Origin of the sequence: Vibrio sp. D54 (assembly GCF_021728075.1) — a bacterium.
In the GTDB taxonomy this organism is placed as follows: domain Bacteria; phylum Pseudomonadota; class Gammaproteobacteria; order Enterobacterales; family Vibrionaceae; genus Vibrio; species Vibrio alginolyticus.
This window is the reverse complement of record NZ_JAKKCS010000001.1, coordinates 381950-406059: the sequence shown is the minus strand read 5'-3', so window position 1 is coordinate 406059 and position 24110 is coordinate 381950. Positions and strand designations below refer to the sequence as shown.

Sequence of the window (24110 nt, the reverse complement as noted above, 5' to 3'; positions counted from 1 at the left end):
CGAATGACAATCGAATTTTCTAACTTCTCTTTTAGATATGAGTCGCTGGACAAACCGACGCTAAAAAATATCAATCTAAGGATAGAGAAAGGAGAGAAAATCGTCATTATCGGTCCAAGTGGTAGTGGTAAATCTACCCTTGGGCAATGTCTTAACGGACTGATCCCACACGCAATCAAAGGGGAAACCAGTGGAACATTGACCATCAATGGTCAAGACACCGCCCCTTTCGACATGCACCAATACACTGAGCAAGTTGGCACCGTACTCCAAGATACGGACAGCCAATTTGTCGGTTTGAGCATTGGCGAAGACATTGCATTTGCGCTGGAAAACCAGCTAACTTCAAATATCGACATGTACCCATTGGTCAAAGCCACGGCCAAAATGGTCGACTTGGAACAGATGCTAGAACGCTCACCCCACGATTTATCAGGCGGCCAGAAACAGCGTGTTTCTTTGGCGGGCATTCTCGTCGATGACGTCGATATCCTTTTGTTTGATGAACCACTAGCTGCGCTTGACCCTAAAACGGGTAAAAAAACCATCGAGATCATCGATGATCTACACCGCGAAACGGGCAAAACCATCGTAATCATTGAGCATCGTCTTGAAGACGTTCTGCATTGCTCAGTTGACCGTATTATCTTGATGGAAAACGGCAAAATCATTGCCGATACAACGCCAGATGAAATTTTAGCGTCGCCTCTGCTAGAAGATTACGGCATCCGCGAACCGCTTTATATTTCAGCACTGAAAGAAGCAGGCTGCGCGATTGAGGGCGATGCAAAACCTTCTAGCTTAACTACCTTACCGTTGGAGCAATATAAACCGGCAGTACAAGCATGGTTTGATGGTTCAACAGCACAACCGCCCAAAACGCCAGCCGAGACTTTGCTTGAAGTCCGTGGCCTCACCTATTCTTACGACGGTGAGAAAAATGCGTTAGAAGACGTGAGTTTTGACATCAAGCGTGGCGAGTTTGTCTCTGTACTTGGCAAAAATGGCTCGGGTAAATCGACCATCACCAAACTGATTATGGGCGTTATTGAAGCGGATAGCGGCTCAATGAGCATGAATGGTCAAGCTCTTAACGAACTGACCATCTTCGAGCGTAGCCAGAAAGTGGGTGTGGTGATGCAAAACCCGAATCACATGATTTCCCATCACATGATTTTCGACGAAGTGGCCTTCGGCCTCCGTAATCGTGGCGTTGAAGAGAAACAAATAGACGCTAAAGTACTTGAAGTCCTAGAGCTGTGCGGTTTGAGCAAATACCGTCACTGGCCAATCGAAGCATTGAGTTATGGCCAAAAAAAGCGCGTAACCATTGCGTCAATTTTGGTCTTGGAACCAGAGCTTCTGATCCTTGATGAACCGACGGCAGGTCAGGACTATCGAAACTACACGTCTATGCTGAGTTTCATCGAAAAGCTCAATCGCGAGTTGGGCGTAACCGTAATGATCATCTCTCATGACATGCATTTAGTGTTGGAATACACCTCGCGCTCTATCGTGATTGCAGACAGTAAATTAGTCGCGGATGCACCAATGACGCAGGTATTCAGCAGTCCAGAGCTACTAGACCAAGCAAACCTCACCACAACAAGTCTGTTTGAGTTGGCTACGAAAGTTGGCATCGAAGACACCAATGGCTTTATGCAGCACTTTATCAATGTAGAAAAAGCGCACCGCCAACAAAAAAGCGACGACGTAAACCAACTAGAGAAAGCGGTGGCATGAAAGACAATAAGATGAAGTTTGGTATCAACTACATCGATACCCAATCACCACTTCATAAGTTGAATGGCATTACTAAGTTCTTGCTTTTCATTGCTTGGGTAACGGTGGTGTTGACCACATTTGACTTGCGAATCATCGCGCTGTTGATCGTGCTTGGTTTAGGCTTACTGAAAATGACCAAAGTGCCCTTTCATGTCTACAAACCGCTGTTATTCGGTACAGGCACGGTATTACTGATCAATGCCCTGTTTATGTTCGCGTTAGCGCCGCAACAAGGTACTGAGTTCATGGGCTCATCAACGGTTTTACTCTCGTTACCCGGTAATTACTCGCTCACTCAAGAGACATTGTTTTACCTAGTAACAGTGACGTTGAAGTACTTCAGCATGTTCCCAATCGCGTTGGTGTTTGTATTTACCACTCATCCGACAGAGTTTTCAGCCAGCTTGAACCGTTTAGGTGTGCCTTACAAAATCGCCTATGCTGTGAGCTTAACGCTGCGCTACTTGCCGGAAGTGAAAAAGGACTTTGTTAACATCATGCACGCGCAACAAGCACGCGGAGTAGAACTGAGTAAGAAGGCTCCGTTGCTCACTCGTATGAAGAACGTGGCGAAGATTCTTGGCCCTCTGATTTTCTCTAGTTTGGACAGAGCCGATCAAATCTCAAACGCGATGACGCTACGTGGTTTTGGCCGCCACTCCTCTCGCACTTGGTACAGCTTAAAACCACTGACCAAAGCCGATATGATCTGCATGGCGGTAATTGCGGTGATAGTGATTGCTGCGATCAGCAAGCGTGTGATGGACACACAACTGTTCTGGTATCCGTTTTAAATTCTGAAGCTTCAAACTGAACATAACGTGGTTAGTGTTGTAACCACGTTATCTTCCGTCTTTCCCCTCGATAACTCGCCTGTTGGCTTCTTGCTTGCAAGTATTCAAAAGAAGCGGTAATTTCAGCGGCTCGCTGATGTGCCAGAAAGTTGCTTATTCAAACGACCAACATGAACTAAACTCATCAGTTTTATCAGGGGCTTAATGATCAACTGCGCACTGCCTACAATGAAAAGCCAAGTACCACTTTCAATCAACGAATCATTCAAAAAGAAAAAGCTACCAATTAAAAACCAAATAGCAATGAGTAGGTCGTTTGCAGCACCTAACGCCTCATAGCGGCGCTGAATAACGATGTGACGGCTTCCTAGATCTAAATCCAACTCTCTGCCATGTATCTGCACTGTATAGCTCCCCTCTTATTGTTTCGCGTCAGTTATGCCCAAGTTATTTCGAAATACTTAGTTCTAAACCCTAACGGACGTGGCATGCATTGACAACCATTGGAGGGATTATCTATTTGCAATAAAAAGAAAAGGGCGCATAAGCACCCTTTTTAGCGAGTCTAATTACAGGTATTCGCTTTAATGATTAGATAGTGAGTGCCAACTTAACTCCACTTCAACAAGCGAGTTTCGTTGCCTTCTTCCGGCTTCGCTGGAATATTGAGTGACAACAGCAAGCTCACTGCTGCCATACCAGCGCCGATGTAAAATACGCTCGCAGGTGAAACAAGCCAAATGACACCAAACGTAACAGGTATTACAACTGCAGCAATATGGTTAATCGTAAACGCAACGCCTGCGGTCGACGCCATATCGGCAGGATCGGCAATTTTCTGGAAGTAGGTTTTAATCGCAAGCGCTAACGCGAAAAATAAATGATCGACAACATACAATGCTGCCGCCCACTCTGCCGTTTGCACCAAACCGTACCCGACGAACACGAAGATCAAACCGACGTATTCAAACATCAACGCTTTGCGCTCACCTACAACGCCGATAAAACGGCCTATTCGCTTCGCAAACAAGAAGTTAAAGACATAGTTAATCAGGAACAGCAACGTAATATCTGCGGCGGAGTAACCAAACTTTTCTACCATCAAGAAACCAGCGAACACCGTAAAAATTTGACGGCGTGCTCCACTCATAAACGTAAGCGCATAGTATAACCAGTAACGTTTACGCAGGATGAGCTTCTTGTTCTGAGGAACTTTTGTCTTAAATTGTGGGAAGGCAAATGCCATCACCAAAATGAGCACAAAACCTAAACCACCAGCCATTAAATAGACCGTTTTAAAATCAAGTTTGAGCTGTTCGAGCGAAACCCAAATGGCGCCGTAGGTAAACAGAGAAGCCAAAGCTCCAACAGAAATAAACTTACCCAGCATTTCTGGCGCTTCTTCTTTAGATAGCCATTGTAAAGACAAAGACTGCTTGAGTGTTTCAAAGTAATGGAAGCCGGTGGACATTAACAAGGTTGTAAAAAGTAGACCGTACAAAGTGGGAAAATAACCTGTTAATGCAGTACCAAGCGTAAGCATCGCCAAAGAGACGAGCATAAAGCGTTGCTCTCGGATAAACAGCAATACAAACACGGCGGTAAAGGCCAAAAAACCCGGAATTTCACGCACACTTTGCAATAAGCCTATGTCGGCACCATCAAAGTTTGCTTTCTCGATAACAAAGTTGTTCAACAACGCCATCCAGGTAGAAAAAGCAATGGGCACGATAATGGAAATTAACAGGAGGAAATTTTGCGGCGTTCTCCAGCCGTGCGATGAGGTAGTCATGATGTTTCCTTTAAATATGAAGGCATCATCATAGCTTTAAATGTAACAAATTCGCAATATCATTATTATTTTCAGCCCAGAGCAAGCAGATATGGCTGAGGGATATTGTTATGAAGATAAACATCGCACTTAACTCCTTGGCTAAGCGCGATGTTCAAGTATCAAGAGAAATAAAGCATGAGTAAATGTGCTCAGTGGCTTAATCAATGACTTTTACTGATAGGCGATTTTTAAATTCAAACACATGTTCTGGACATACATCCAAACAACGACCACAGCTAATGCAGTTTTGATCCATAACTCGACGATCTCCCTCTTTCAAAGGCTGCCGAAGCACTTCTGGTTCTGGGCAAACGTAAAAGCAATCCATGCATTTGGTGCAATCTTCGCGGCGAACCGCAGTAACGCGCAACAGGCTTTTTCGGCCTATCACGCCATAGGTAGCCCCCAGTGGACATAAGTGCCCACACCACCCATGCTCAACCAAGAGTAAATCCAACACGAACACCAGGGCGATCAACACCCAACCTGCGCCCATACCAAACACCAACCCGCGATGCAGTGCCGCCACTGGATCTAACCATGTCCAAAGAATTGCGCCAGACAGCGCACTGCCCAACATCAAAACAGGGATCAGCCAATAACGAATCACGGGAGACCAACGATAGCTCGCTTTAATGTTGAACTTTCGACGCAACCACGCCGCCAAGTCTGTAACGATGTTCAACGGGCACACCCAAGCACAAAATGCACGCGGCGCCAAAATCGCGTAAAACGCAACGACGATCACTACGCCTAACAACGCATTAAACTCCGGAACATGCCCTGTTGCCAAAGCTTGAAGCACAATTAACGGGTCACTTAACGGCACGGTATCGAGCAACATACTTGATGACAGATTACCAGTTAGAATTCCCAGCGTCGGCCCAGCCATAAACAGCGCAATGATGGTGAACTGGCATAGCCGACGTAAAATCAAAAACCGATGCGCGCGCCACCAACCAAGCTTTTCAAGCGCTTCTTTGCCAGTATTTTGAGTTAAGTTCTTTGCCATTACTTACCTCCTTTTAGCGATTCAAGCGCACCTTCCGGTACAGGCGTCTCACTAGGGAGGATATTTTCGAGTGGTTTGTCGATCTCTTTCCAACCAAAATTGTAGTGGCTGCCCACTTTGCCTTTCGCCAAATCCGTCGGGACGACTTTAATAGCAGCGACATCCAACACGCACGCTTGTTCACACTTACCGCATCCGGTACACACTTCCGAATTCACTGTAGGGATAAGTTTGGCGTGATAGCCAGTTCGATCGTTGTGAACCATCTCTAACGTGATGGCTTCATCAATCAGCGGACAAACGCGATAACAAACGTCGCATCGTAACCCTTGCCAGTTAAGGCAAGTTTCATGGTCAATAAGAACCGCTGTACCCATTCGAGCATCATCAATATCGGTTAGTTTCGGATCCAACGCCCCACTCGGACAAGCGACAACACAAGGAATGTCTTCGCACATTTCGCAGGGAATATCGCGTGCAGTAAAGTAAGGTGAGCCAGTCGCGACGGGTGAAAGTAATGTCGCAAGTTTCAGGGTATCGTAAGGACATGCCTGAACACACAAGCCACATCGAATACAAGCTGATTCGAAATCGCCTTCCGGCAATGCACCAGGCGGACGAATAGGCACACCTTTGGTTTCTCGAGCTTGGCTTTGTAGCGATTGTAAGCCCAATACACACGCAGCTGCGCCAACACCAGCCGCAGTTCGAGCTGTATCACGCAAAAATCGGCGCCGACTTTGCGATATTTTAGACTGAGAGGATTTCATGCTATTTCCTCAACAAAACTCCCTTATCAAGTTAAGCATAAATAGCCCTAAACGTGTCGTTTCCCTATACCTCATAGGAGGTAACTCCATCCTCTATTGATTCAAGTCAACTGACGCACAGTGCCGTCGTCACAGTTTGACTAAATGCGTTTATTTACTGCGACATGAAATTCACCACGATACTCTGCAGTACGCGCCATTCTCAGTACAATAATTCAACACCTTTGCAATCTACTCGTTCAATTCGATGACAAATCACTACTAAAAATTCAAAAAAAAACATCATAACAAGCTAATTTAAAAGGCATTTATCCATTAAACATAAAAAAACACTATCCAAATAAGAAAACTGTGGTTAGATTAAAAATTAAAACTAAAAAGCGAAGGAGAGAGGCATGGAAATTATCGTACGTCCAACGACCGTCGAAGACGCAGCGGCACTCGTAGAAATCTATTCACAACCAAAAGCACAACGTGAAACCCTGCAACTCCCAAAGCCTTCGCTCGCGATGTGGGTGGAAAGGTTGTCAAACATACCTGATGGTGTTTATAGCTATGTCGCTGAAATTGATGGTAAAGTCGTCGGAAATATTGGCTTTCACCACTCTCTACGTCCAAGAACGATGCACACGGCATCGTTTGGCATCGGAGTACATGATAGTTTCCATGGACTCGGTATTGGTAGCAAATTGATAGAAACAGTCACTGAACTAGCAGATAACTGGTTAAATGTGAGAAGAATTCAGATAGAGGTCAATGCCGATAACGACGCCGCCATTGGGCTTTATAAAAAGCATGGATTTCAAATTGAAGGTGAAGCGATTGACGGTTCCTTCCGTGATGGTGAATTCATCAATACCTATTACATGGCGCGCATCAGACCAGGCCAAAGATAAAACAAAGCCTCCTACTAATTGGAGGCTTTTCTTTTTAAACTTCGACTCACTTTCGTAAGTAAGCCAACGCTCTGCGAGTCAATGCTTCTGTGTAGGGATTGATCTTCCAGTGGTCGGAACTCCAACCTTTCACAAAGCGCTGAAAGTCTGCCCAAGCCACAGCAAACAAAGGACGCCATTCACGCTCGACTTCATTAGGGTCAAGATTCGGTTGATAGCCTATTAGCGCGTGTTGCAACTGAGCAAAATACGTATCCAAAACCCAAACTTCCATCTCTGCACAACGTTCTGGCTTAACGGCACTACTCATAAACAGTGCCACATCTTTCATGGCACACCCACATCCAACGTATTGAAAGTCAACCGCAGCAACGTTTGATTCTTCTTCATCAAAACAGAAGTTCGCCAATTTGGCATCACCGTGTACTAGTGTTTTAAACTTAGCTTGCGAAAGCGTTTGATCAATCAATTGAGCCGCATTTTGTAGCTCAGTGTCTTGCAATGCTTCAAGCTCGTCGGGTCTGGTTGCTAAGTGCCAGTATGTACCGATATGCCACAACTTATCCGAACGAACATCGATGTATCTCGCATGAAAGTTCGCCAACCAAGTGAGGCAGGCTTGTAGATGCTCTAGCTGTGCATCTGTGATGACTTTTGGAAAGCCCACCTCGGCGAGATCTTCCATCACAATGAGCCATTCATTCTCCGATTGGAACGTTTTTAGACCTTGTGGTACTCGGCAGCGAGTATCCACCCCTCCGGAAAAATACTCATACCAATTCACTTCCACCTGATAAGAATGCAACTTTCTTTGATGAGAACGGTCCGTATTCCAGCCTCTAGGATGCTCTGAAGGCTTAGGGAGTTTTACATGCTTAATGATCACCGAACGAGTAGAATAAGTAACTCGGACTAACTCCCCATAGCCTCCCCATAGCGATTGTATGACTTCTACAGAGCGGTAATTACCGAGATTGAGTTCCTGGCCAATATTTTGGTAGCGTTGGTGGTTGTTACTCATCATGCGAGCAGATGTGACCACGTTTGGTTCTTCTCCATATAGTGAATAACATATGGGCAAACTGGTTTTATTTGATAACCGAGTGACTCAATTTCTGGCAACACCGCTTCCATCATCACTTTTCCGTACCCCTTACCTCGCAGTGCTTCAGGAACAACCGTTGATGTAATGTGCATGACATTACCCTCAAGCTGGTAAATCACCTTGGCTTTATAGCCCTGCTCTAAATCAACCCAGAATGTACTATTCGTGGCTTCATGAGTTACTTTATGCATATCTTGCTCTCTAATTTTTGTTACAGATTGATTGAATCAAACTATATCACTGAATAAAATCGATACCATGCGAGAGTGCTGCTTCGCCTCACGCGATTACCTTCTTACATCAGGTACGACAATTATAATGAGAAATATGAGCCCAATTGCCAGAGACGGCAAGCTACCTCTGCAAAGCAAGAAGGCACCAGAACGTCAGGCAAGTACATTAAATAGCACCGATGCAATGGCAATGGTCGAACACGGCAGTGAAGTGAGCTTAAACGTCACCACCCCCGTTGGTACAAAGTTTATTACAACCAGCACATTTGTTGGCTGTCACTCAAATAATACTGCATTGATAGAGGTTCCGAACATCTCTGATGAAGACTTGAAGTTCTATTTTCAGGAAGGCTTTTGGATCAATGTAAAAGCCTACTCTCATCGAGGTGAAGGGGCCGTTATCCCATTTCGGGCCCAATTACAGCATCGACTAGGCGATCCGTACCCAATTTTGGTGCTAGACCTACCCAACACTATGCAGGTCTTTCAGCTTCGCAAAGAAGTGCGTTACGAAGTAAATTTGAGAGCGCGTGTTTGTTTAGAAGCCTATCGAACTGAATGCGAAATAAGAGATTTATCTCGTAGTGGCTGTCGTTTTGTAACATCACCAATGAGCCGACCACTTCAGGTTGGTGACCACGTTTCATTGGATCTAACGATGCCCGGAGAAAGTCGTATGCTAGCGCCGTTGCGAGGTCGTATTTGTAATTTACAAAAATCAACGCACTATGCTCGCTACGGAATGGAGTTTGATGAGGTTGGTAAAAACAACGCTAAAAACCTCCTCAGTCACCTCAAATTTGATGGTACTAAGCTCACACTAAAAAGATAGATTTGATAACCCCTATCGCTTATCAAGAAGCTTTGAAGTGCTAGAAAACAAGAAACCCCTTACTTTTCAGTAAGGGGTTTTATTTACTAAGAATAAGGCAGTATCTTAGATAAGAGTCATGACTTAGAAGTCGTAACGTAGACCTAGCGCTAGCTCATCTTTTTCAGCCGCGCCTTCGTTATCCATTAGATCGAAGTTGTATGATGCGTAGCCACGGAAGTTAGGCTTGAAGTAGTAAGTTACATCAATAGCTAGGTTTTCTACAGTATCTGCGTCTTCTAGTTCACCTTTGTTGAACGTAGAAGTGAATACAGTTTGACCCATAGTGTAAGCAGCGGCTAGTTCGTAGCCTTTGTAATCAAAAGTCTTACCTGCAACATCCATATCCGCGCCAGTGTAGTTACCAGCGAAGTAGAAGTCACCTACAGAGTATGCAGCTACCAGCATGAACTCATCGCTGTCGTTTTGATCTGCGTAACCAGCACCTAGTTCAAAACCAGTGTTAGCAAACGCGTAAACACCAGATAGAGAGAAGCCATCTTCCTCGTTGTCTGTAAAGCCTTGTGCATCTGTTGTGCGATCAGCAAAACGGTAGCTTGCGCGTACAGCTAGTTGCTCGAATTGGCCTTTGTAAGACAGCATGTTATCTGTACGGTCAGAAACAGGCAGTTTAAGTGCTGCTGTGTTACCGTGGTAAGCCATAATGTCAGTAAAGTCAGTAAGAACCACTAGTGCGCCGTCGTTTTTACCGTAAGTTACTTCACCGTATTTGCCACCCAGACCCGCATAAGCGTAACGAGTTTCAAGATCACTATTGTTATCTACGGCACCTTCTTCTTTTGTTTTGAACTCACCTTCCCAAAAACCAACACCGTATAGGTTTTCATTGATTTCCTGTTTGCCTAGGAAGTTAAGACGGATGCGAGTACGGTCTTCTGCCTTACCATCCATCATAGAAAGACGCGCTTCAGCGCGGCCGCCCATCTCAAGAGAAGTGCCATCTTGGTTGTATAGTTCTGAAGCGACAACTTGAGATCCTGATGCCATTAGCGCCACTGCTACAGCTAAAGTTTTTAATTTCATTGTTATTTTCCATATCATTGTTTTATATGTGTTTTCTCACCAGAAAAACAGGACTTTTCTGTACCAACGAGAAAACTGGCGGCATAGTAACAGCTGTTACTTTTCACGCAACGTGTTGAATAAACAGCGCTTATAGAAGAAAACACCACTTAAAATGACGATATGAATACCTCTCAACCATCAAGTTATCGGTTGAGTTAAAAAAAATGTTCGCGTCAAAAAAAAATTGACGAAAAAAATGTAAAAACAATATCACAAAACGTGATATTGCCCGCAAAAAATCTTGTTAACTGACTGTTTTAGATAGACTTATTGATAATAAATTCGATTATTACAAACAAAAAAATCCCTGAGCATTCACTCAGGGATTTAGAGATTTGATAAGTAGATGATGAATTAAAGCTTAAAGAAACTTAATTGCTCTTTCTGCTTCTCTGCAAGTAATGAAAGCTCAGTACTCGCACTTGCACTCTGGCTGATGCCCGCTACGTTTTGGTTTACAAGCTCCGACATGTTAACCACGTTGCGATTGATATCTTGAGTAACTTGAGACTGTTCTTCGGCTGCGGTTGCTACTTGCGTGTTTGAATCGTTGATGTTGGCGACTGACTCGGTAATTCCAACCAACGCTTCATTCGCTTGTTGCGTCAGCTCGTTGTTGCGGCTAAGCATATCAAGGCTGACTTGCATACTGTCATTCGCAAGCCCAGACTGCGCTTGAAGCTCTTCAATGATCGTTTGGATCTCTTGTGTCGAGTCTTGAGTACGCGCTGCTAGCATGCGTACTTCATCAGCTACTACCGCAAAACCACGACCAGACTCACCAGCTCGCGCCGCTTCAATCGCAGCATTCAATGCTAGCAAGTTGGTCTGCTCAGATACGCCGCGAATCACTTCAATAACATCGTTGATCTGTACAGATTGCTCTTTTAGACGCAAAACAACTTGCGCTGCATCGTTCAATGCTTGAGACATTTGCGCACTTGCTTCCGCACTTTCTTGGAAGATAGCCAAACCTGATTGAGCAAGTCCATCAGCTTCACGCGCAGTTGCGTCAGCAGAGGTCGCGTTATCACTCACATTATTCGCAGTGCTTGCAAGCTCGTTAACCGCAGATGCAACTTGCTCGATCTCCGCCAACTCTTGTTGAGCGTTCGCTTCCGCTTGCGTCATTACCGCAGCCAATTCGGTCGATGCAGATGCAACTTCCTCACTAATACGGGTTAACTGGTCCACAGTGTTGTATAACTGCTCTGCGGTTTGGTTTACATCTTTGCTGAGCTTAGAGATCTCATTGTCCCCATCGACATCTGCACGTACTGATAGATTACCCATTGCTAACTGACGCATCACTTCTTGCAGCTTTTGGATTGGTGTAACAATCATGCCAGATAGGAACCAAGCGCCTATCAATGAGAAAGCAAATACCGCTAAAACTGTCAACATAGCGTTATTTTGCACACGTTCATTTTGCTGATGACTTCTGATAGTAGATTGTTCAGCTTGCTCGTTTACATGCTTTGATAGCGTGTTAATTTGTTGGACCATTTCTCGGCCAACATTGCGATACTCTTTGACAAATGCACGGTACTCTCTATCCGATTTTAAACCTTGATCGTATTGGTTGAAGAAAGCAACTGAGCGCTCTGAATATCGCACATAGGATTCAATTGCTTGGCGAACTTTAACGGCATCGTCACGGAATAGGTTTCGGGCTTCAATTGCGCTTAAATCGGCATCAACTTGCTTTAAGCCTTCTTTCAATTCGGTTAGAAAATTCTCACGACGAGAAGCATCGTAAATAGCGTAAACCGCGCTTATGCGCAGAGGGTAAATTTGGTCGTCAATACTCGCCAATGTGTCTTTGTGAAAAACCAAAGATTCTTGGTTGGAAGCAATAACATCTTGCTCTGCTTGAAGATTGTTTTTAGTAATCCAAAGAGCAATAAACAAAACAATCGCGGTAAATAATACCGGAACCAAAATTTGCGTTCGTACTGACAAATTTTTCAGTGATAACTGCATGACAGGGCCTCAGTTGTATGCGTGATGTCTATATCCAAACAAACTCGAGCTGTGCTTATAACAACGTTACTTTTCGGCAGTTTGAATATCTATGCTTCCTTGCGACGGGATAAATCCCAGACGAATAAACAAGTGGCGAATATTAGAGGTCGATCACACTTTTGTCTAGTACAAAAACTCTCCATTTTCAATCTGTTATTGACAATATCCCGACAGTGGCGTCGGGATATTGTCGTTATGATAAATTATGATCACTTATGATGAGATACATTCACATTTAGGACGGTTTCAGCCTATTTTCTCAACGAATTGAGCTTAGCTTGAGCAAGGCCAAAAATGGTATCGATTGGATAAGAGCCTTCATCGGTTGGCTCACCAGCAACTTTCCCCGTAAACAATTCGATAGCTTCAGTAACATGGTCAATCGCCCAAATATTAAACTCGCCTTTTTCGACTGCTTTCACGATGTCGGAACGAAGCATTAGATTGTGAACATTAGAGCGCGGAATAATGACCCCCTGCCCGTCATGACGACCTTTAATTACACACACATCATAAAAGCCTTCGATCTTTTCGTTTACGCCACCAATAGGCTGAGCTTGGCCAAATTGATTCATCGATCCTGTTATCGCAATGTCTTGTCGGTTTGGTTGCTTTGAAAAAGCAGACACAACCGCACATAACTCAGCCATGCTGGCACTATCACCATCAACACCACCATAGGATTGCTCAAAGGTAATGGTGGTCGTTAATGGCACTCGTGCCGTTTTACCAAATACGGAAGATAAGTAGGCAGACAAAATCATCACGCCCTTAGAGTGAATACTGCCCCCCAAATCCACGCTGCGCTCGATATCGATAACATCCCCATCACCGTAACACGTCGTCGCTGTGATGCGATTCGGTGCACCAAACATGTAGTCACTAGTGCTCAATACCGAAAGTGCGTTCACTTGGCCTACGGCTTCTCCTTCGGTGCGAATCAGCGTTGTGCCGTTAATAAAGGTTTCCATTACATTATCGCGTAATCGGCTTACTCGCATTTCTTGGTTATTGAGCGCCTCTTCAACATGACCAATACGGATCATGTTAGAGTTGGCTTGACGAGCCACGTAGTTCGACTCTCGAAGCAAGTTGGCGATATTAGCCGAATGTAGAGATAGCTTGGATTGGTCGCCAGACAAACGTGAGCTGTATTCGATGATTCGAGCAATGGCTTTGCGATCGCAATGCAGCATATTGTTGTCATGCACCACGCTAGATATAAAGCGCGCGTAATGCAGCTCAGACTCCGGCGTACGTTTCATTTCGTCTTCGAAATCTGCCGTCACACGGAACAACTCGCTGAACTCTGGATCGTAATGTTGGAGTAATTGGTAAGTTCGGTAATCACCAAACAAGATGATTTTGATATCAAGCGGAATCGGTTCAGGATCGAGTGATACCGCCCCCGTCAATGTGACTTCTTTTTCTAGAGACGTAAAACTCAATTGACGAGCACGCAATGCGCGCTTCAAACCATCCCAAACGTAAGGCTGTTCAAGTACTTTCTGAGCATCCATTAATAGAACGCCGCCATTCGCCTTATGCAAGCTCCCTGCGCGAATCAGCGAGAAGTCGGTAAACACCGTTCCCTTGAAAGTGGCAGTCTCAATCGACCCGAAGAGTGAATGATAGTTGGGATTTTCTTCAACAACGATAGGAAATTCGCTGCTTTTACGACTTACCAAGACGTTCACTTTATAACGACGTGGCAATTTTTTATCCAAGGATGCCGTCGCAATTTCGCCTTGCTCGCCACTTTGGTCAAGGAAGATATCTGCGTTTTCAACAATATCTTTTTGCAGCTCAGTTAAGTAGGTTTTGATTTCGGAATATTGCGCGTAATCCACTTTGAGTTTTTTGATGAAGTGAGTAATCACATCAAGCGTCACTTCATCATTGAGCTTTTTGATTTTATCGCTGTATGTCTCTTCCCACTCCGTAAGCTCACGAACCATCGAGCGCAATCGCACTTCGAGTTCATCAATAGCATCGCTGAATTGCTCTTGTTCTTTTTTGCTTAGTACATCAAAAGACTCTTCCGTATGAAGCTCATCACCGTTCATGGCGACAAACTGATAATCCCCCTGCGTAGTCAGTGTTAGGCTGATGCCTTTTTCTTTTGCCTCTCGACTAATACGATCCAGCTCGTTTTGTTGCTTAGCTGCCAATTGATTTTTTAATCGCTCAGCGCGGCTAAAGTACATTTCATTGTCGAATGCTAGGGGTAAAGCATTCAATAATTTGCCCATTAAAGCTTCAATATCAACACGTAGCTTATTTCCGATACCACAAGGCAGCTTTAATACCTTTGGTGTACGGGTATCCTCAAAGTTCGCAACGTAACACCAATCAAACAGGGCTGCTGCATCGTGCTGGTGACGATTCAGATAGCGCAAGATCATGGTGCGTTTACCTAGCCCATTCTGACCAATGGCGTAGATGTTATACCCTTTCTCTTTGATGGACATCGCAAACTCGACCGCTTTTTGCGCGCGCTCTTGGCCCACGATTTCATCAATTGGAGGTAACTCCTTGGTCGACTTACATGGCATATTCTCTAGATCTGCTACAGAATATAGCTGCTTAGCTTCCAATCTTAGTATTGCCATATCCACTTCCTTTTTTCTTATTTTCGTTATTTGAGTGTAGAGATTATTTGCTTAATTTTAAGTGATTTACCTTCCACCCTAGATTGATTGGACATTTTATGAACACATAAGTGATATTAACACGCACTTGCAATTGATAATCAATTTCATTTAATATCTAAACAAATCAAATGTTGTGGAGATGGATATGAATATTGAGCAATGCTGGATGCGCTACTTAAAAGCGGAGCAACTGATGGAACAAGGCCATTGGCCAGAAGCTCATCGTTTATATGACGACGTGCTCAACAATCTACCCAACCACATTCATCTAGCGCTAGAAAATGCACAAACTAAACCTTGCCAGTTTGTATGTCTCATTACGGGGCTTAGAGATGCCAGCGTGACGCAATCAGAGATTCTCAACAAACTCGGCTTACAACATGATGCGTTCTCAATACTGAATCAAACTTACGCGCTATTTCAATTTTTGCAGCTAGAGAGCCATGAACTGATTGAGCGCGTAGGTCACCTACTTGGTCAACAGAGCGAAGACTTGTTAGCTCACATGGCGGCATTTTGCTCTGCCCAACGTAATGCTCAATGGATGATAGAACTCGAGCACGTAACGCGCGCGCATGAGCAGTTCTTACATTTGCAAGCAATGAGTTCGGCAAAATCTTCGCCTTCTCACCTGTATAATTAATCTAAAGCTCAAGTATTGAGGCCAACTAGGTTTGTGCTGTCCATTGCTTGAGTATCATTTGCTTTATCAACCACAAGGATCTGTGATGTCTTCTAAAACCATTCTTTCGGTGAACAACCTATCAGTCAGCTTTACGACAAACGATGGGATCGTCGATGCAGTAAAGAATGTTAGCTTCGATTTAAAAGCAGGCGAGACGCTGTCCATCGTTGGCGAATCTGGCTCTGGCAAGTCAGTATCAACCAATGCACTGATGAAACTACTGCCAGACAACGCTATTTTGCATGAAAGCTCATCCATCATGTTTGAGGGTAGCTCCATCTTGGATAAAACAGAGCGTGAAATGCAAAGTATTCGCGGTGATCGCATTGGCATGATTTTTCAAGAGCCGATGACCTCACTAAACCCGTACATGCGGGTGGGTATCCAAGTCGCTGAGGCCATCATGTGTCACCGCCCGGTCGACAGACGAACAGCAAAAGCAAAGGTGTTAGAGCTGTTTGAATTGGTTCATATGCCAAACCCAGAAAAAGCGTACAACAAGTACCCACACGAATTTTCTGGTGGTCAATTGCAACGCATCATGATTGCGATGGCACTGATTAACGAGCCCGATATTTTGATCGCCGACGAACCTACAACAGCGTTGGATGTCACGGTTCAAGCAGAAGTGTTGCACCTGATTAAAGAAATTCAGGCTCAGATGGGCATGGCAATCCTATTTATTACTCATGACTTAGGCGTCGTAAAACACTTTGCAGACCGTGTCATTGTGATGTGTAAAGGAGAAGTCGTCGAAGAAGGCGAAACGCAAACACTCTTCGAGGACCCAAAGCACGAATACACACGTATGCTAATCAACTCGATTCCTAAAGGCAGTAAGGAGCCTATTAGCGAAAGTGCTACACAGCTTTTAAAGGCCGACGATATACGAGTCAAATTCTTGGTAAAGTCGCATTTTATTGCGAGCAAGAATGAGTACTTCGAAGCGGTAAAAGGCATTTCTCTTGAGCTTAAACAAGGAGAGACCCTCGGGATCGTTGGGGAGTCCGGTTCAGGTAAGTCTACACTCGGCCGAGCTTTGATAGGTCTACTGCCCTCAACTGGCAAAATAGAATACAAAGGCCAAGATATGGCCTTGCTGACAAACAAAGAACGTTTTGAGCTGAAAAAAGACGTTCAGATGGTATTCCAAGACCCTTATGGTTCGCTTTCTCCTCGTATGACTATCGGCGAGATCATCACAGAAGGATTAACTGTCCACCAACCAATGTTGAGTAAAAAAGAACGTATGCAGAAAGCGCGCGACGTGCTCCGTGAGGTCCGCTTAGATCCCGCGTCCATCAACCGTTATCCGCACGAGTTTTCGGGAGGCCAACGTCAGCGTATTGCTATCGCGCGAGCACTGATCCTTGAACCTTCGTTTATTTTGCTTGATGAGCCGACCTCTGCATTGGACCGCTCGGTTCAACTGACTGTGATTGATCTCCTGAAAGATTTGCAGAAAAAGCATAACATTGGCTACTTGTTTATTAGCCACGATCTATCAGTCGTCAAAGCCCTTTCTGATCGTGTTCTAGTCATGCAAAAGGGCGAGGTCATGGAACAAGGTACAGCCGAAAATATTTTCCAAAACCCTAAAAATGACTACACGAAAAAACTGATAGATGCCTCATTTGATCTTGAAAACAGTGAAAATCAGCACAATGCAGCTTAGGTTCATCACAGTTTCATATTCATAAACTAGGATTAAGAAAAGGTGATGATTTCATCTTGTCTTAAGAATGGCGTAGCTGCCTTTCGGTTTGGCCGCCGAGACTGGTTGGTTCAAGAGTCAGACTTAGTCAACCTGGCTCAAATACTGGCAAACAGTATGAATTGAGTTCCCCCAACCATGAAAAATGCCGCGACACTGTCGCGGCATTTTTTTATTCTCAGAAGTTTCTAACAACTAGGGCATTAAATCGACTCAATACCCATATTATGTAACGTAAATGCATACACGTCTGTGGTGAGGTCAATTTGCTTACTCAGCGGCATTCCTGCACCATGACCGGCATTAACATCAATGCGTATCAATACTGGATTAGCGCCTTGCTGTTTGTCTTGCAGCTCCGCAATAAATTTGTACGAATGTGCTGGCACAACTCGGTCGTCGTGATCAGCAGTTGTCACCAAGGTAGCAGGATATTGCACGCCTTCTTTTACATTGTGAACAGGAGAGTAACCAAGCAAGTATTGGAACATCGCTTCACTTTGCTCCGACGTGCCATAGTCATACTTCCAGCCTTCTCCAGAAGTAAACGTGTGATAACGCAGCATATCAAGCACGCCAACCGCAGGCAGCGCGACTTTGAATAGTTCAGGGCGTTGCGTCATACACGCTCCAACTAACAAACCACCATTAGAACCACCGCGAATCGCTAGGCGATCCGAGCTAGTGTAGTCGTTTTCAATCAGGTATTCCGCCGCCGCAATAAAGTCATCAAACACGTTTTGCTTTTGCTGCTGAGTGCCTGCGTTGTGCCAGGCTTTACCGTATTCACCACCGCCTCGCATGTTGGCGACAGCGTAAATACCACCCAATTCTAGCCAGTTGGCTACATTGCCAGAAAACATTGGAGTGAGGCTGATGTTAAAACCGCCGTAACCATACAACATGGTTGGTGCTCTACCATCAAGTGCAATGCCCTTCTTGTATGAAATGATCACCGGAACTTGCGTGCCGTCTTTTGAGGTGTAAAACACCTGTTTTGATTCATACTCATTACGATCGAACGGTGCCTTTGATTCTTGAAACAGTGTCGATTCACCAGACTCAACATCAAATGAGAAGATCGTCGGAGGCGTCACGTAGTTAGTGAATGTGTAATAAAGTGTGGTTTCTTCTTTTTTACCCGCCAGACCATAAGCCGTGCCTTCTCCCGGCAATTGTACATCTCGAATCCACTCACCTTGGTAGTTAAACTGCTGCACTTTAGAAAGCACATCTACCATATAAGTCGCAAACAGATAACCGCCACCTTTGCTGATTTCTAACGGCTGTTCTTGTTCAGCAATCACGTCAGCCCATTGTTCTGTCTGAGTGTTGTAGCTGACAACTTTGCCATTCGGCGCGTCTAGGTTGGTGTAAAGCAGCAAGGTTGCGTCTTGGCTATCAATTAAGTAGGTGTCTCCTTGCGTTGTCTCGCGCAGCGTCACAATTGTCTGTAACTCAGACTGTAAATCAATATAAAACAGACGATTACCCGATGTGGATTCTGCGCCAGAAATAATGAGGAAGCGATCGTCTGTCGTCGTCGTACCAGACACATAACGATGAACTTGCGTATCCAACTCACCAAAAATCACTTTATCTTCAGATTGAGGTGTACCAAGTTCATGATAATAAAGCTTGTGATGCTCAGTTCGAGCAGACAACTCACTGCCTTGCGGCTTATCGTAGCTTGAGTAATAGAAGCCTTTGCTGCCCAGCCAAGAAATCGACGTAAACTTCGCATCAACAATCTCAGGCTCTAACTGTTCTTTGGTTTCCGTATCAATGACAAAGATCTTACGCCAATCACTACCCCCTTCTGAGATGGAATACGCGACCAAACGGTAGTCTTTAGAGAAGCTGACTTCGCCAAGAGAGGTCGTGCCCTCTTCGGAGAAAGTATTTGGATCAAGGAAAACCTCGGCTTCTCCCTCGCCTTTGCGTCGATACAATACGCTTTGGTTTTGCAAACCGTCGTTTTTGTAGAAGTAGGTGTAGTCACCACGTACAAATGGCTGGGAATATTTTTCGTAGTTTTGACTCTTCGCCACTAAGTCACGGATTTGTTGGCGGTACGGTATCTGACCAAGGAAATCGAAGGTGACCGAATTTTGACCCGAAACCCATTGAGCGGTTTCTTCACTGCGATCATCTTCTAACCAGCGATAAGGGTCGGTAATGTCGTGACCAAAATAAGTGTCCACGACAGAATCTTTACGTGTTTTTGGGTAATGCATAACGTCCGTGTTACTCCGTTGTTTTTATTAAGTTGTTTATCTTCAATCGTTTTATTGCGGTGATTACCTTAGAGCACCCTATTTTGATTTCAACGACATTGTTTTAAATCTATGAAGAACCTAGAAATAATGAGATATCGTTAAGTATCGGTCACGAATGTGCTCAATAAGCAGCTTCACTTTGTTCGGTGGTTGACGAGTAAACGGATACACCGCGTAGATACCCAACTTTTTACCTACTAATTCAGGAAAAATATCCACCAGTTGACCATTACGAATATCGTGATACACCAAACAGCGCGGGACGTAAGCAATACCATGGCCGCCCAGAGCGGCTTTACGTAATGCGGTCGCGTTATCAGTAGAAAAGCAGCCCGATACTTTGACGATGTAATTGCCATCTTCTCCTTTAAACTCCCAATCCGTTGCACCAGTGGTTTGGTAAGCGTATTGCAGACAATTGTGCGTGGTGAGATCAATCGGCTCGATCGGTTTCCCATTTTTCGCAATATAAGAAGGTGACGCGCATACCACCCATTGGGAATCGAGAATATGTCGTGCGATCAAACTGGAGTCGGCTAGGTAGCCAGTTCGAATGACTAAATCGTAACCATCAGCCACTAAATCGACAAAGCGATTATCCAATGACATGTCCACGGTCAGACCCGGATGAAGGTTACAAAATTCGGCAACAGCATCAGCAAGTATCAAATCTCCAGAGATACACGGCACGGACATTTTTATATGACCGCTCACATTCTCTCCAAAGCCTGCAACAGCATCCATAGCCTCCTGAGTGGCCTGCTTCACATTTTTAGCACTGTGGAGTAACACCTTACCTGCCTCGGTCAAGGTTAATTTGCGCGTTGTTCGATATAATAGCTGAGCCCCTATTTCTTCCTCCAACCTCGCCATTCTTTTGCTAACTACCGAATTTGTAAGGTTATTTGCCTCTGCAACCTTACTAAAGCTGCCAAGTTCGATTACTTGAGAAAATAGGATTAAGTCGTCTGCTCTCATACCATTATGTCACTTTTGGAATTAATTATTTTCATTATTTCCCTATATCAACAAAAAATAAAGGAGTAAATTCACGCCAAATTAACAAAACCATTACAACAAAAAGTCACCTCTACAGCGGATTGACACCGTTCGAGAAGTCAGCGTACGAAGGATGTACAAATGAGTGAAACCCTACTTGCCCTAGTGGCATTTTCGCCAATTGTTGTTGCCGCCATCTTATTGGTTGGTCTCAACTGGCCTGCTAAAAAAGCCATGCCTGTTGCGTTCGGTCTAACCGTCGCTATCGCACTTATGTTTTGGGATATGTCAGCCAATCGCGTACTGGCCTCCGTATTCCAAGGACTGGGCATTACTGTCTCTGTTCTATGGATCGTGTTTGGTGCCATCTTCTTGCTCAACACTTTAAAACACACTGGAGCGATCACCACAATCCGTAATGGATTTACCGATATTTCGGCTGACCGCCGTGTACAAGCCATCATCATTGCTTGGTGCTTTGGCTCGTTCATTGAAGGCGCATCTGGGTTCGGTACCCCGGCAGCAATCGCTGCACCACTACTGGTTGCAATCGGCTTCCCTGCGCTAGCCGCTGTCCTAATGGGCATGATGATTCAGTCTACGCCTGTTTCATTCGGCGCGGTAGGCACGCCTATCATCGTAGGTGTAAACAAAGGTTTAGACACCCATAACATCAGTGAGTCGTTGGCCGCACAAGGTGCAACGTGGGAAATGTACCTGCAAGATATCACAGCGCACGTTGCTGTCATTCACGCAGTCGTAGGTACGATGATCCCAGTATTAATGGCGATGATGTTAACACGTTTCTTCGGCAAGAACAGAAGCTGGAGTGAAGGCCTGGATATTCTACCATTTGCGTTATTTGCTGGTGTCTCTTTCACCGTTCCATACGCGTTAACCGGCGTATTCTTGGGCGCAGAGTTCCCTTCACTTATCGGTGGTTTGGTTGGTCTGTCTATCGTTGTTACCGCAGCGAAAAAAGGCTTCTTAGTACCAAAGACTAAGTGGGATTTCGAAAGCGAAGACAAATGGCCTGCAGAGTGGTTAGGTTCGCTAAAAGTCGATCTAAACGATAATCCGGGCAAGCCAATGAGCATCGTAAAAGCTTGGGTTCCATATGTAATGCTGGCAGTTATTCTCGTCGCAAGCCGCGTAAGCCCTGAGCTGAAAGGCTTTGTACAAAGCGTAAGTTTGTCGTTCAGCAACATTCTTGGTGAGACTGGCGTTAGCGCTGCGATTCAGCCGTTATACCTTCCTGGTGGCATTCTGGTGTTTGTCGCACTACTTGCTGCAATGTTACAAAGCGGCAGCGTAAAGCCATTGCGTGAAGCGTTTGGCGAGTCAAGCAAAACACTGATTGGGGCGGGTTTTGTCTTGGTATTTACCATTCCGATGGTTCGTATCTTTATCAACTCAGGCATCAACGGTGCTGACCTAGCAAGTATGCCCGTCACAACCGCAAACTTCGCCTCTGACCTTGTTGGTTCTGCGTTCCCAGCGCTGAGTGCCACCGTTGGTGCACTGGGTGCGTTCATCGCTGGCTCAAACACGGTATCAAATATGATGTTCAGCCAGTTCCAATTCGAAGTGGCACAAACGTTGTCTATTTCGAGTGTGATTGTTGTATCACTCCAGGCCGTCGGTGCTGCCGCAGGTAACATGATTGCGATTCACAACGTTGTTGCCGCATCAGCCACGGTAGGTTTGCTTGGTCGAGAAGGCGCAACATTGCGTAAAACGATTATCCCTACGTTCTACTACATTGTAATGACAGGCATTATTGGATTGGTGCTGATTTATGGCTTCCAAATGACAGATGTCTTGATGAAGTAACGCGAAATGCAGGGTTTACAGCCCTGCCTAATTTGACACAGCTGTCTGCACTACTACCCCGACATGTTGATTTAGCTTGCTACATCAATTCCCCCGACAGCTGTGTCACCCTTTCCAGTTTGCATAACTGATTGAGTGATTTAACAAAATTTTTCAACCAATTATGTAAATGGGTTACCAACATCACCGATTCAAACGTAAGTGAACCATAGGTAACTATACTCATTTTGATGTCTTCACTGCTTTGCGATGAAGGCTCAACGAAAGAGCAAATTGCTCCACAACTTTGCTTAGAATAACCGCTAGGACACCATTATGATTATCTCAGCTTCTACTGACTACCGCGCTGCCGCGAAAGCCAAGCTTCCCCCGTTTCTATTCCATTATATTGATGGCGGCTCTTACGACGAACGCACGCTGAAGCGTAATACTGACGATTTAGGTGATGTCGCTCTTCGCCAACGCGTCCTACGCGATATGACAGATTTGAGCCTCGAAACCGAGATCTTCGGTGAGAAACTGGCAATGCCAATCGCGCTAGCTCCTGTTGGTCTAACTGGTATGTACGCGCGCCGAGGCGAGGTACAAGCAGCAAAAGCAGCCGAGAAAAAAGGCATCCCATTTACTATGTCGACTGTTTCGGTTTGTCCGATTGAAGAAGTCGCACCTGCAATTGAACGTCCAATGTGGTTCCAGCTTTACGTGCTTAAAGACCGTGGCTTTATGAAAAACGTACTTGAGCGTGCAAAAGCAGCAGGCGTAACAACGCTGGTGTTTACCGTTGATATGCCAGTTCCTGGCGCACGTTACCGTGACATGCACTCAGGTATGAGTGGTCCTAACGCAGCCATGCGTCGTGTATTCCAGGCGATGCGCCACCCAAGCTGGGCGCTGGATGTGGGTCTACTTGGTAAACCGCACGACTTAGGTAACATCTCAACTTATCGTGGCGAACCAACAAAGCTAGAAGATTACATCGGCTGGTTAGGCGCAAACTTCGACCCTTCTATCTCCTGGAAAGATCTTGAGTGGATTCGTGATTTTTGGGATGGCCCAATGGTTATCAAAGGCATTCTAGATGAAGAAGACGCGAAAGATGCGGTACGTTTCGGCGCAGATGGCATTGTGGTATCTAACCATGGTGGCCGTCAGTTAGATGGCGTACTTTCAAGTGCTAAAGCACTACCAAGCATTGCGGATGCGGTAAAAGGTGATCTTAAGATCTTCGTAGACTCTGGTATTCGTACTGGTCTTGATGTCGTTCGTATGCTCGCACTTGGTGCAGACTGTACGCTTCTTGGCCGTTCATTTGTATACGCATTGGCAGCACAAGGCGGAGCAGGCGTTGAAAATCTACTGGATCTGTACGATAAAGAAATGCGTGTAGCAATGACGCTGACTGGCGCTAAGTCTATCGCGGATCTTTCACGCGATTCGCTAGTGAAAATCCCATAATCTTTGCAAGCGAGCAAAACAGAAACGAAAAAACGAGCCAACAGTGGCTCGTTTTTTATTGCTCTTCAACCCGATAATTT

19 protein-coding genes are annotated in these 24110 nt (G+C 45.0%); 8 read left to right on the top strand and 11 right to left on the bottom strand.

What is annotated here, in order from left to right; genetic code table 11:
* The first annotated feature begins 3 nt into the window (after positions 1 to 3).
* Positions 4 to 1743 carry an ABC transporter ATP-binding protein gene (locus L3V37_RS01830; RefSeq protein WP_065275471.1) on the top strand — a complete coding sequence of 580 codons (1740 nt, stop codon included), beginning with the start codon at positions 4 to 6 and terminating at the stop codon, positions 1741 to 1743.
* Positions 1740 to 2579: an energy-coupling factor transporter transmembrane protein EcfT gene (locus L3V37_RS01825; protein ID WP_065275472.1), complete on the top strand. Its 840-nt coding sequence runs from the start codon at positions 1740 to 1742 to the stop codon at positions 2577 to 2579. Before L3V37_RS01830 ends, L3V37_RS01825 begins: the two co-directional genes overlap by 4 nt.
* A 122-nt stretch (positions 2580 to 2701) precedes the next feature.
* Here the strand turns inward: L3V37_RS01825 and L3V37_RS01820 are convergent, their stop codons facing one another.
* The 4 genes from L3V37_RS01820 to napG form a co-directional block, all read right to left on the bottom strand.
* Positions 2702 to 2983, bottom strand: a complete 282-nt coding sequence (locus L3V37_RS01820) for a YrhK family protein (protein WP_025768568.1) — start codon at positions 2981 to 2983, stop codon at positions 2702 to 2704.
* A 206-nt stretch (positions 2984 to 3189) separates the two neighbouring features.
* Positions 3190 to 4371 (bottom strand): MFS transporter, encoded by a 1182-nt coding sequence (locus L3V37_RS01815; RefSeq protein WP_005375129.1) that lies wholly within the window; start codon positions 4369 to 4371, stop codon positions 3190 to 3192.
* A 199-nt stretch (positions 4372 to 4570) separates the two neighbouring features.
* Entirely contained in the window at positions 4571 to 5425 is an 855-nt protein-coding gene (gene napH, locus L3V37_RS01810) for a quinol dehydrogenase ferredoxin subunit NapH (protein WP_237305723.1), read from the bottom strand.
* Positions 5425 to 6195 carry a ferredoxin-type protein NapG gene (gene napG / locus L3V37_RS01805; RefSeq protein ID WP_005383947.1) on the bottom strand — a complete coding sequence of 257 codons (771 nt, stop codon included), beginning with the start codon at positions 6193 to 6195 and terminating at the stop codon, positions 5425 to 5427. The genes napH and napG overlap by 1 nt, the downstream gene beginning before the upstream one ends.
* Before the next feature lie 395 nt (positions 6196 to 6590).
* Between napG and L3V37_RS01800 the strand changes: the two genes are divergently transcribed.
* Positions 6591 to 7091 carry a GNAT family N-acetyltransferase gene (locus L3V37_RS01800; RefSeq protein ID WP_017820512.1) on the top strand — a complete coding sequence of 167 codons (501 nt, stop codon included), beginning with the start codon at positions 6591 to 6593 and terminating at the stop codon, positions 7089 to 7091.
* Between the two features lie 46 nt (positions 7092 to 7137).
* On the opposite strand, the gene L3V37_RS01795 is transcribed toward L3V37_RS01800, so the two are convergent.
* Together L3V37_RS01795 and L3V37_RS01790 are read right to left on the bottom strand one after the other, a co-directional pair.
* Positions 7138 to 8115, bottom strand: a complete 978-nt coding sequence (locus L3V37_RS01795; protein WP_237305774.1) for an ecdysteroid 22-kinase family protein — start codon at positions 8113 to 8115, stop codon at positions 7138 to 7140.
* Positions 8112 to 8387: a GNAT family N-acetyltransferase gene (locus L3V37_RS01790; protein ID WP_104980147.1), complete on the bottom strand. Its 276-nt coding sequence runs from the start codon at positions 8385 to 8387 to the stop codon at positions 8112 to 8114. The genes L3V37_RS01795 and L3V37_RS01790 overlap by 4 nt, the downstream gene beginning before the upstream one ends.
* A 136-nt stretch (positions 8388 to 8523) precedes the next feature.
* On the opposite strand from L3V37_RS01790, the gene L3V37_RS01785 reads away from it, so the two are divergent.
* Complete coding sequence (locus L3V37_RS01785; RefSeq protein ID WP_005375123.1) at positions 8524 to 9261, top strand: flagellar brake protein; 738 nt, start codon at positions 8524 to 8526, stop codon at positions 9259 to 9261.
* A gap of 123 nt (positions 9262 to 9384) precedes the next feature.
* Here L3V37_RS01785 and L3V37_RS01780 read toward each other — a convergent pair whose 3' ends face one another.
* From L3V37_RS01780 to L3V37_RS01770, 3 genes are all read right to left on the bottom strand, one after another.
* The gene (locus tag L3V37_RS01780; RefSeq protein ID WP_237305722.1) at positions 9385 to 10344 is read right to left on the bottom strand and encodes a porin; all 960 of its coding nucleotides are present in this window, start codon (positions 10342 to 10344) and stop codon (positions 9385 to 9387) included.
* A 396-nt stretch (positions 10345 to 10740) separates the two neighbouring features.
* Positions 10741 to 12369 (bottom strand): methyl-accepting chemotaxis protein, encoded by a 1629-nt coding sequence (locus L3V37_RS01775; RefSeq protein ID WP_206949142.1) that lies wholly within the window; start codon positions 12367 to 12369, stop codon positions 10741 to 10743.
* Between the two features lie 293 nt (positions 12370 to 12662).
* Positions 12663 to 15023, bottom strand: coding sequence for a Lon protease family protein (locus tag L3V37_RS01770; protein ID WP_005375118.1), 2361 nt, complete (start codon positions 15021 to 15023; stop codon positions 12663 to 12665).
* 187 nt (positions 15024 to 15210) lie between these two features.
* Between L3V37_RS01770 and L3V37_RS01765 the strand changes: the two genes are divergently transcribed.
* Together L3V37_RS01765 and L3V37_RS01760 are read left to right on the top strand one after the other, a co-directional pair.
* Positions 15211 to 15708: a hypothetical protein gene (locus tag L3V37_RS01765; protein WP_005375116.1), complete on the top strand. Its 498-nt coding sequence runs from the start codon at positions 15211 to 15213 to the stop codon at positions 15706 to 15708.
* 85 nt (positions 15709 to 15793) lie between these two features.
* Complete coding sequence (locus tag L3V37_RS01760; RefSeq protein WP_237305721.1) at positions 15794 to 17425, top strand: ABC transporter ATP-binding protein; 1632 nt, start codon at positions 15794 to 15796, stop codon at positions 17423 to 17425.
* A 242-nt stretch (positions 17426 to 17667) separates the two neighbouring features.
* Here L3V37_RS01760 and L3V37_RS01755 read toward each other — a convergent pair whose 3' ends face one another.
* Together L3V37_RS01755 and L3V37_RS01750 are read right to left on the bottom strand one after the other, a co-directional pair.
* Complete coding sequence (locus L3V37_RS01755) at positions 17668 to 19701, bottom strand: prolyl oligopeptidase family protein (RefSeq protein ID WP_237305720.1); 2034 nt, start codon at positions 19699 to 19701, stop codon at positions 17668 to 17670.
* Between the two features lie 120 nt (positions 19702 to 19821).
* Positions 19822 to 20721: a LysR family transcriptional regulator gene (locus tag L3V37_RS01750; protein WP_005375112.1), complete on the bottom strand. Its 900-nt coding sequence runs from the start codon at positions 20719 to 20721 to the stop codon at positions 19822 to 19824.
* Between the two features lie 162 nt (positions 20722 to 20883).
* On the opposite strand from L3V37_RS01750, the gene L3V37_RS01745 reads away from it, so the two are divergent.
* Entirely contained in the window at positions 20884 to 22575 is a 1692-nt protein-coding gene (locus tag L3V37_RS01745) for an L-lactate permease (protein WP_005375111.1), read from the top strand.
* A gap of 315 nt (positions 22576 to 22890) precedes the next feature.
* Complete coding sequence (lldD, locus tag L3V37_RS01740; protein ID WP_005383962.1) at positions 22891 to 24030, top strand: FMN-dependent L-lactate dehydrogenase LldD; 1140 nt, start codon at positions 22891 to 22893, stop codon at positions 24028 to 24030.
* The last annotated feature ends 80 nt before the right edge of the window (positions 24031 to 24110 follow it).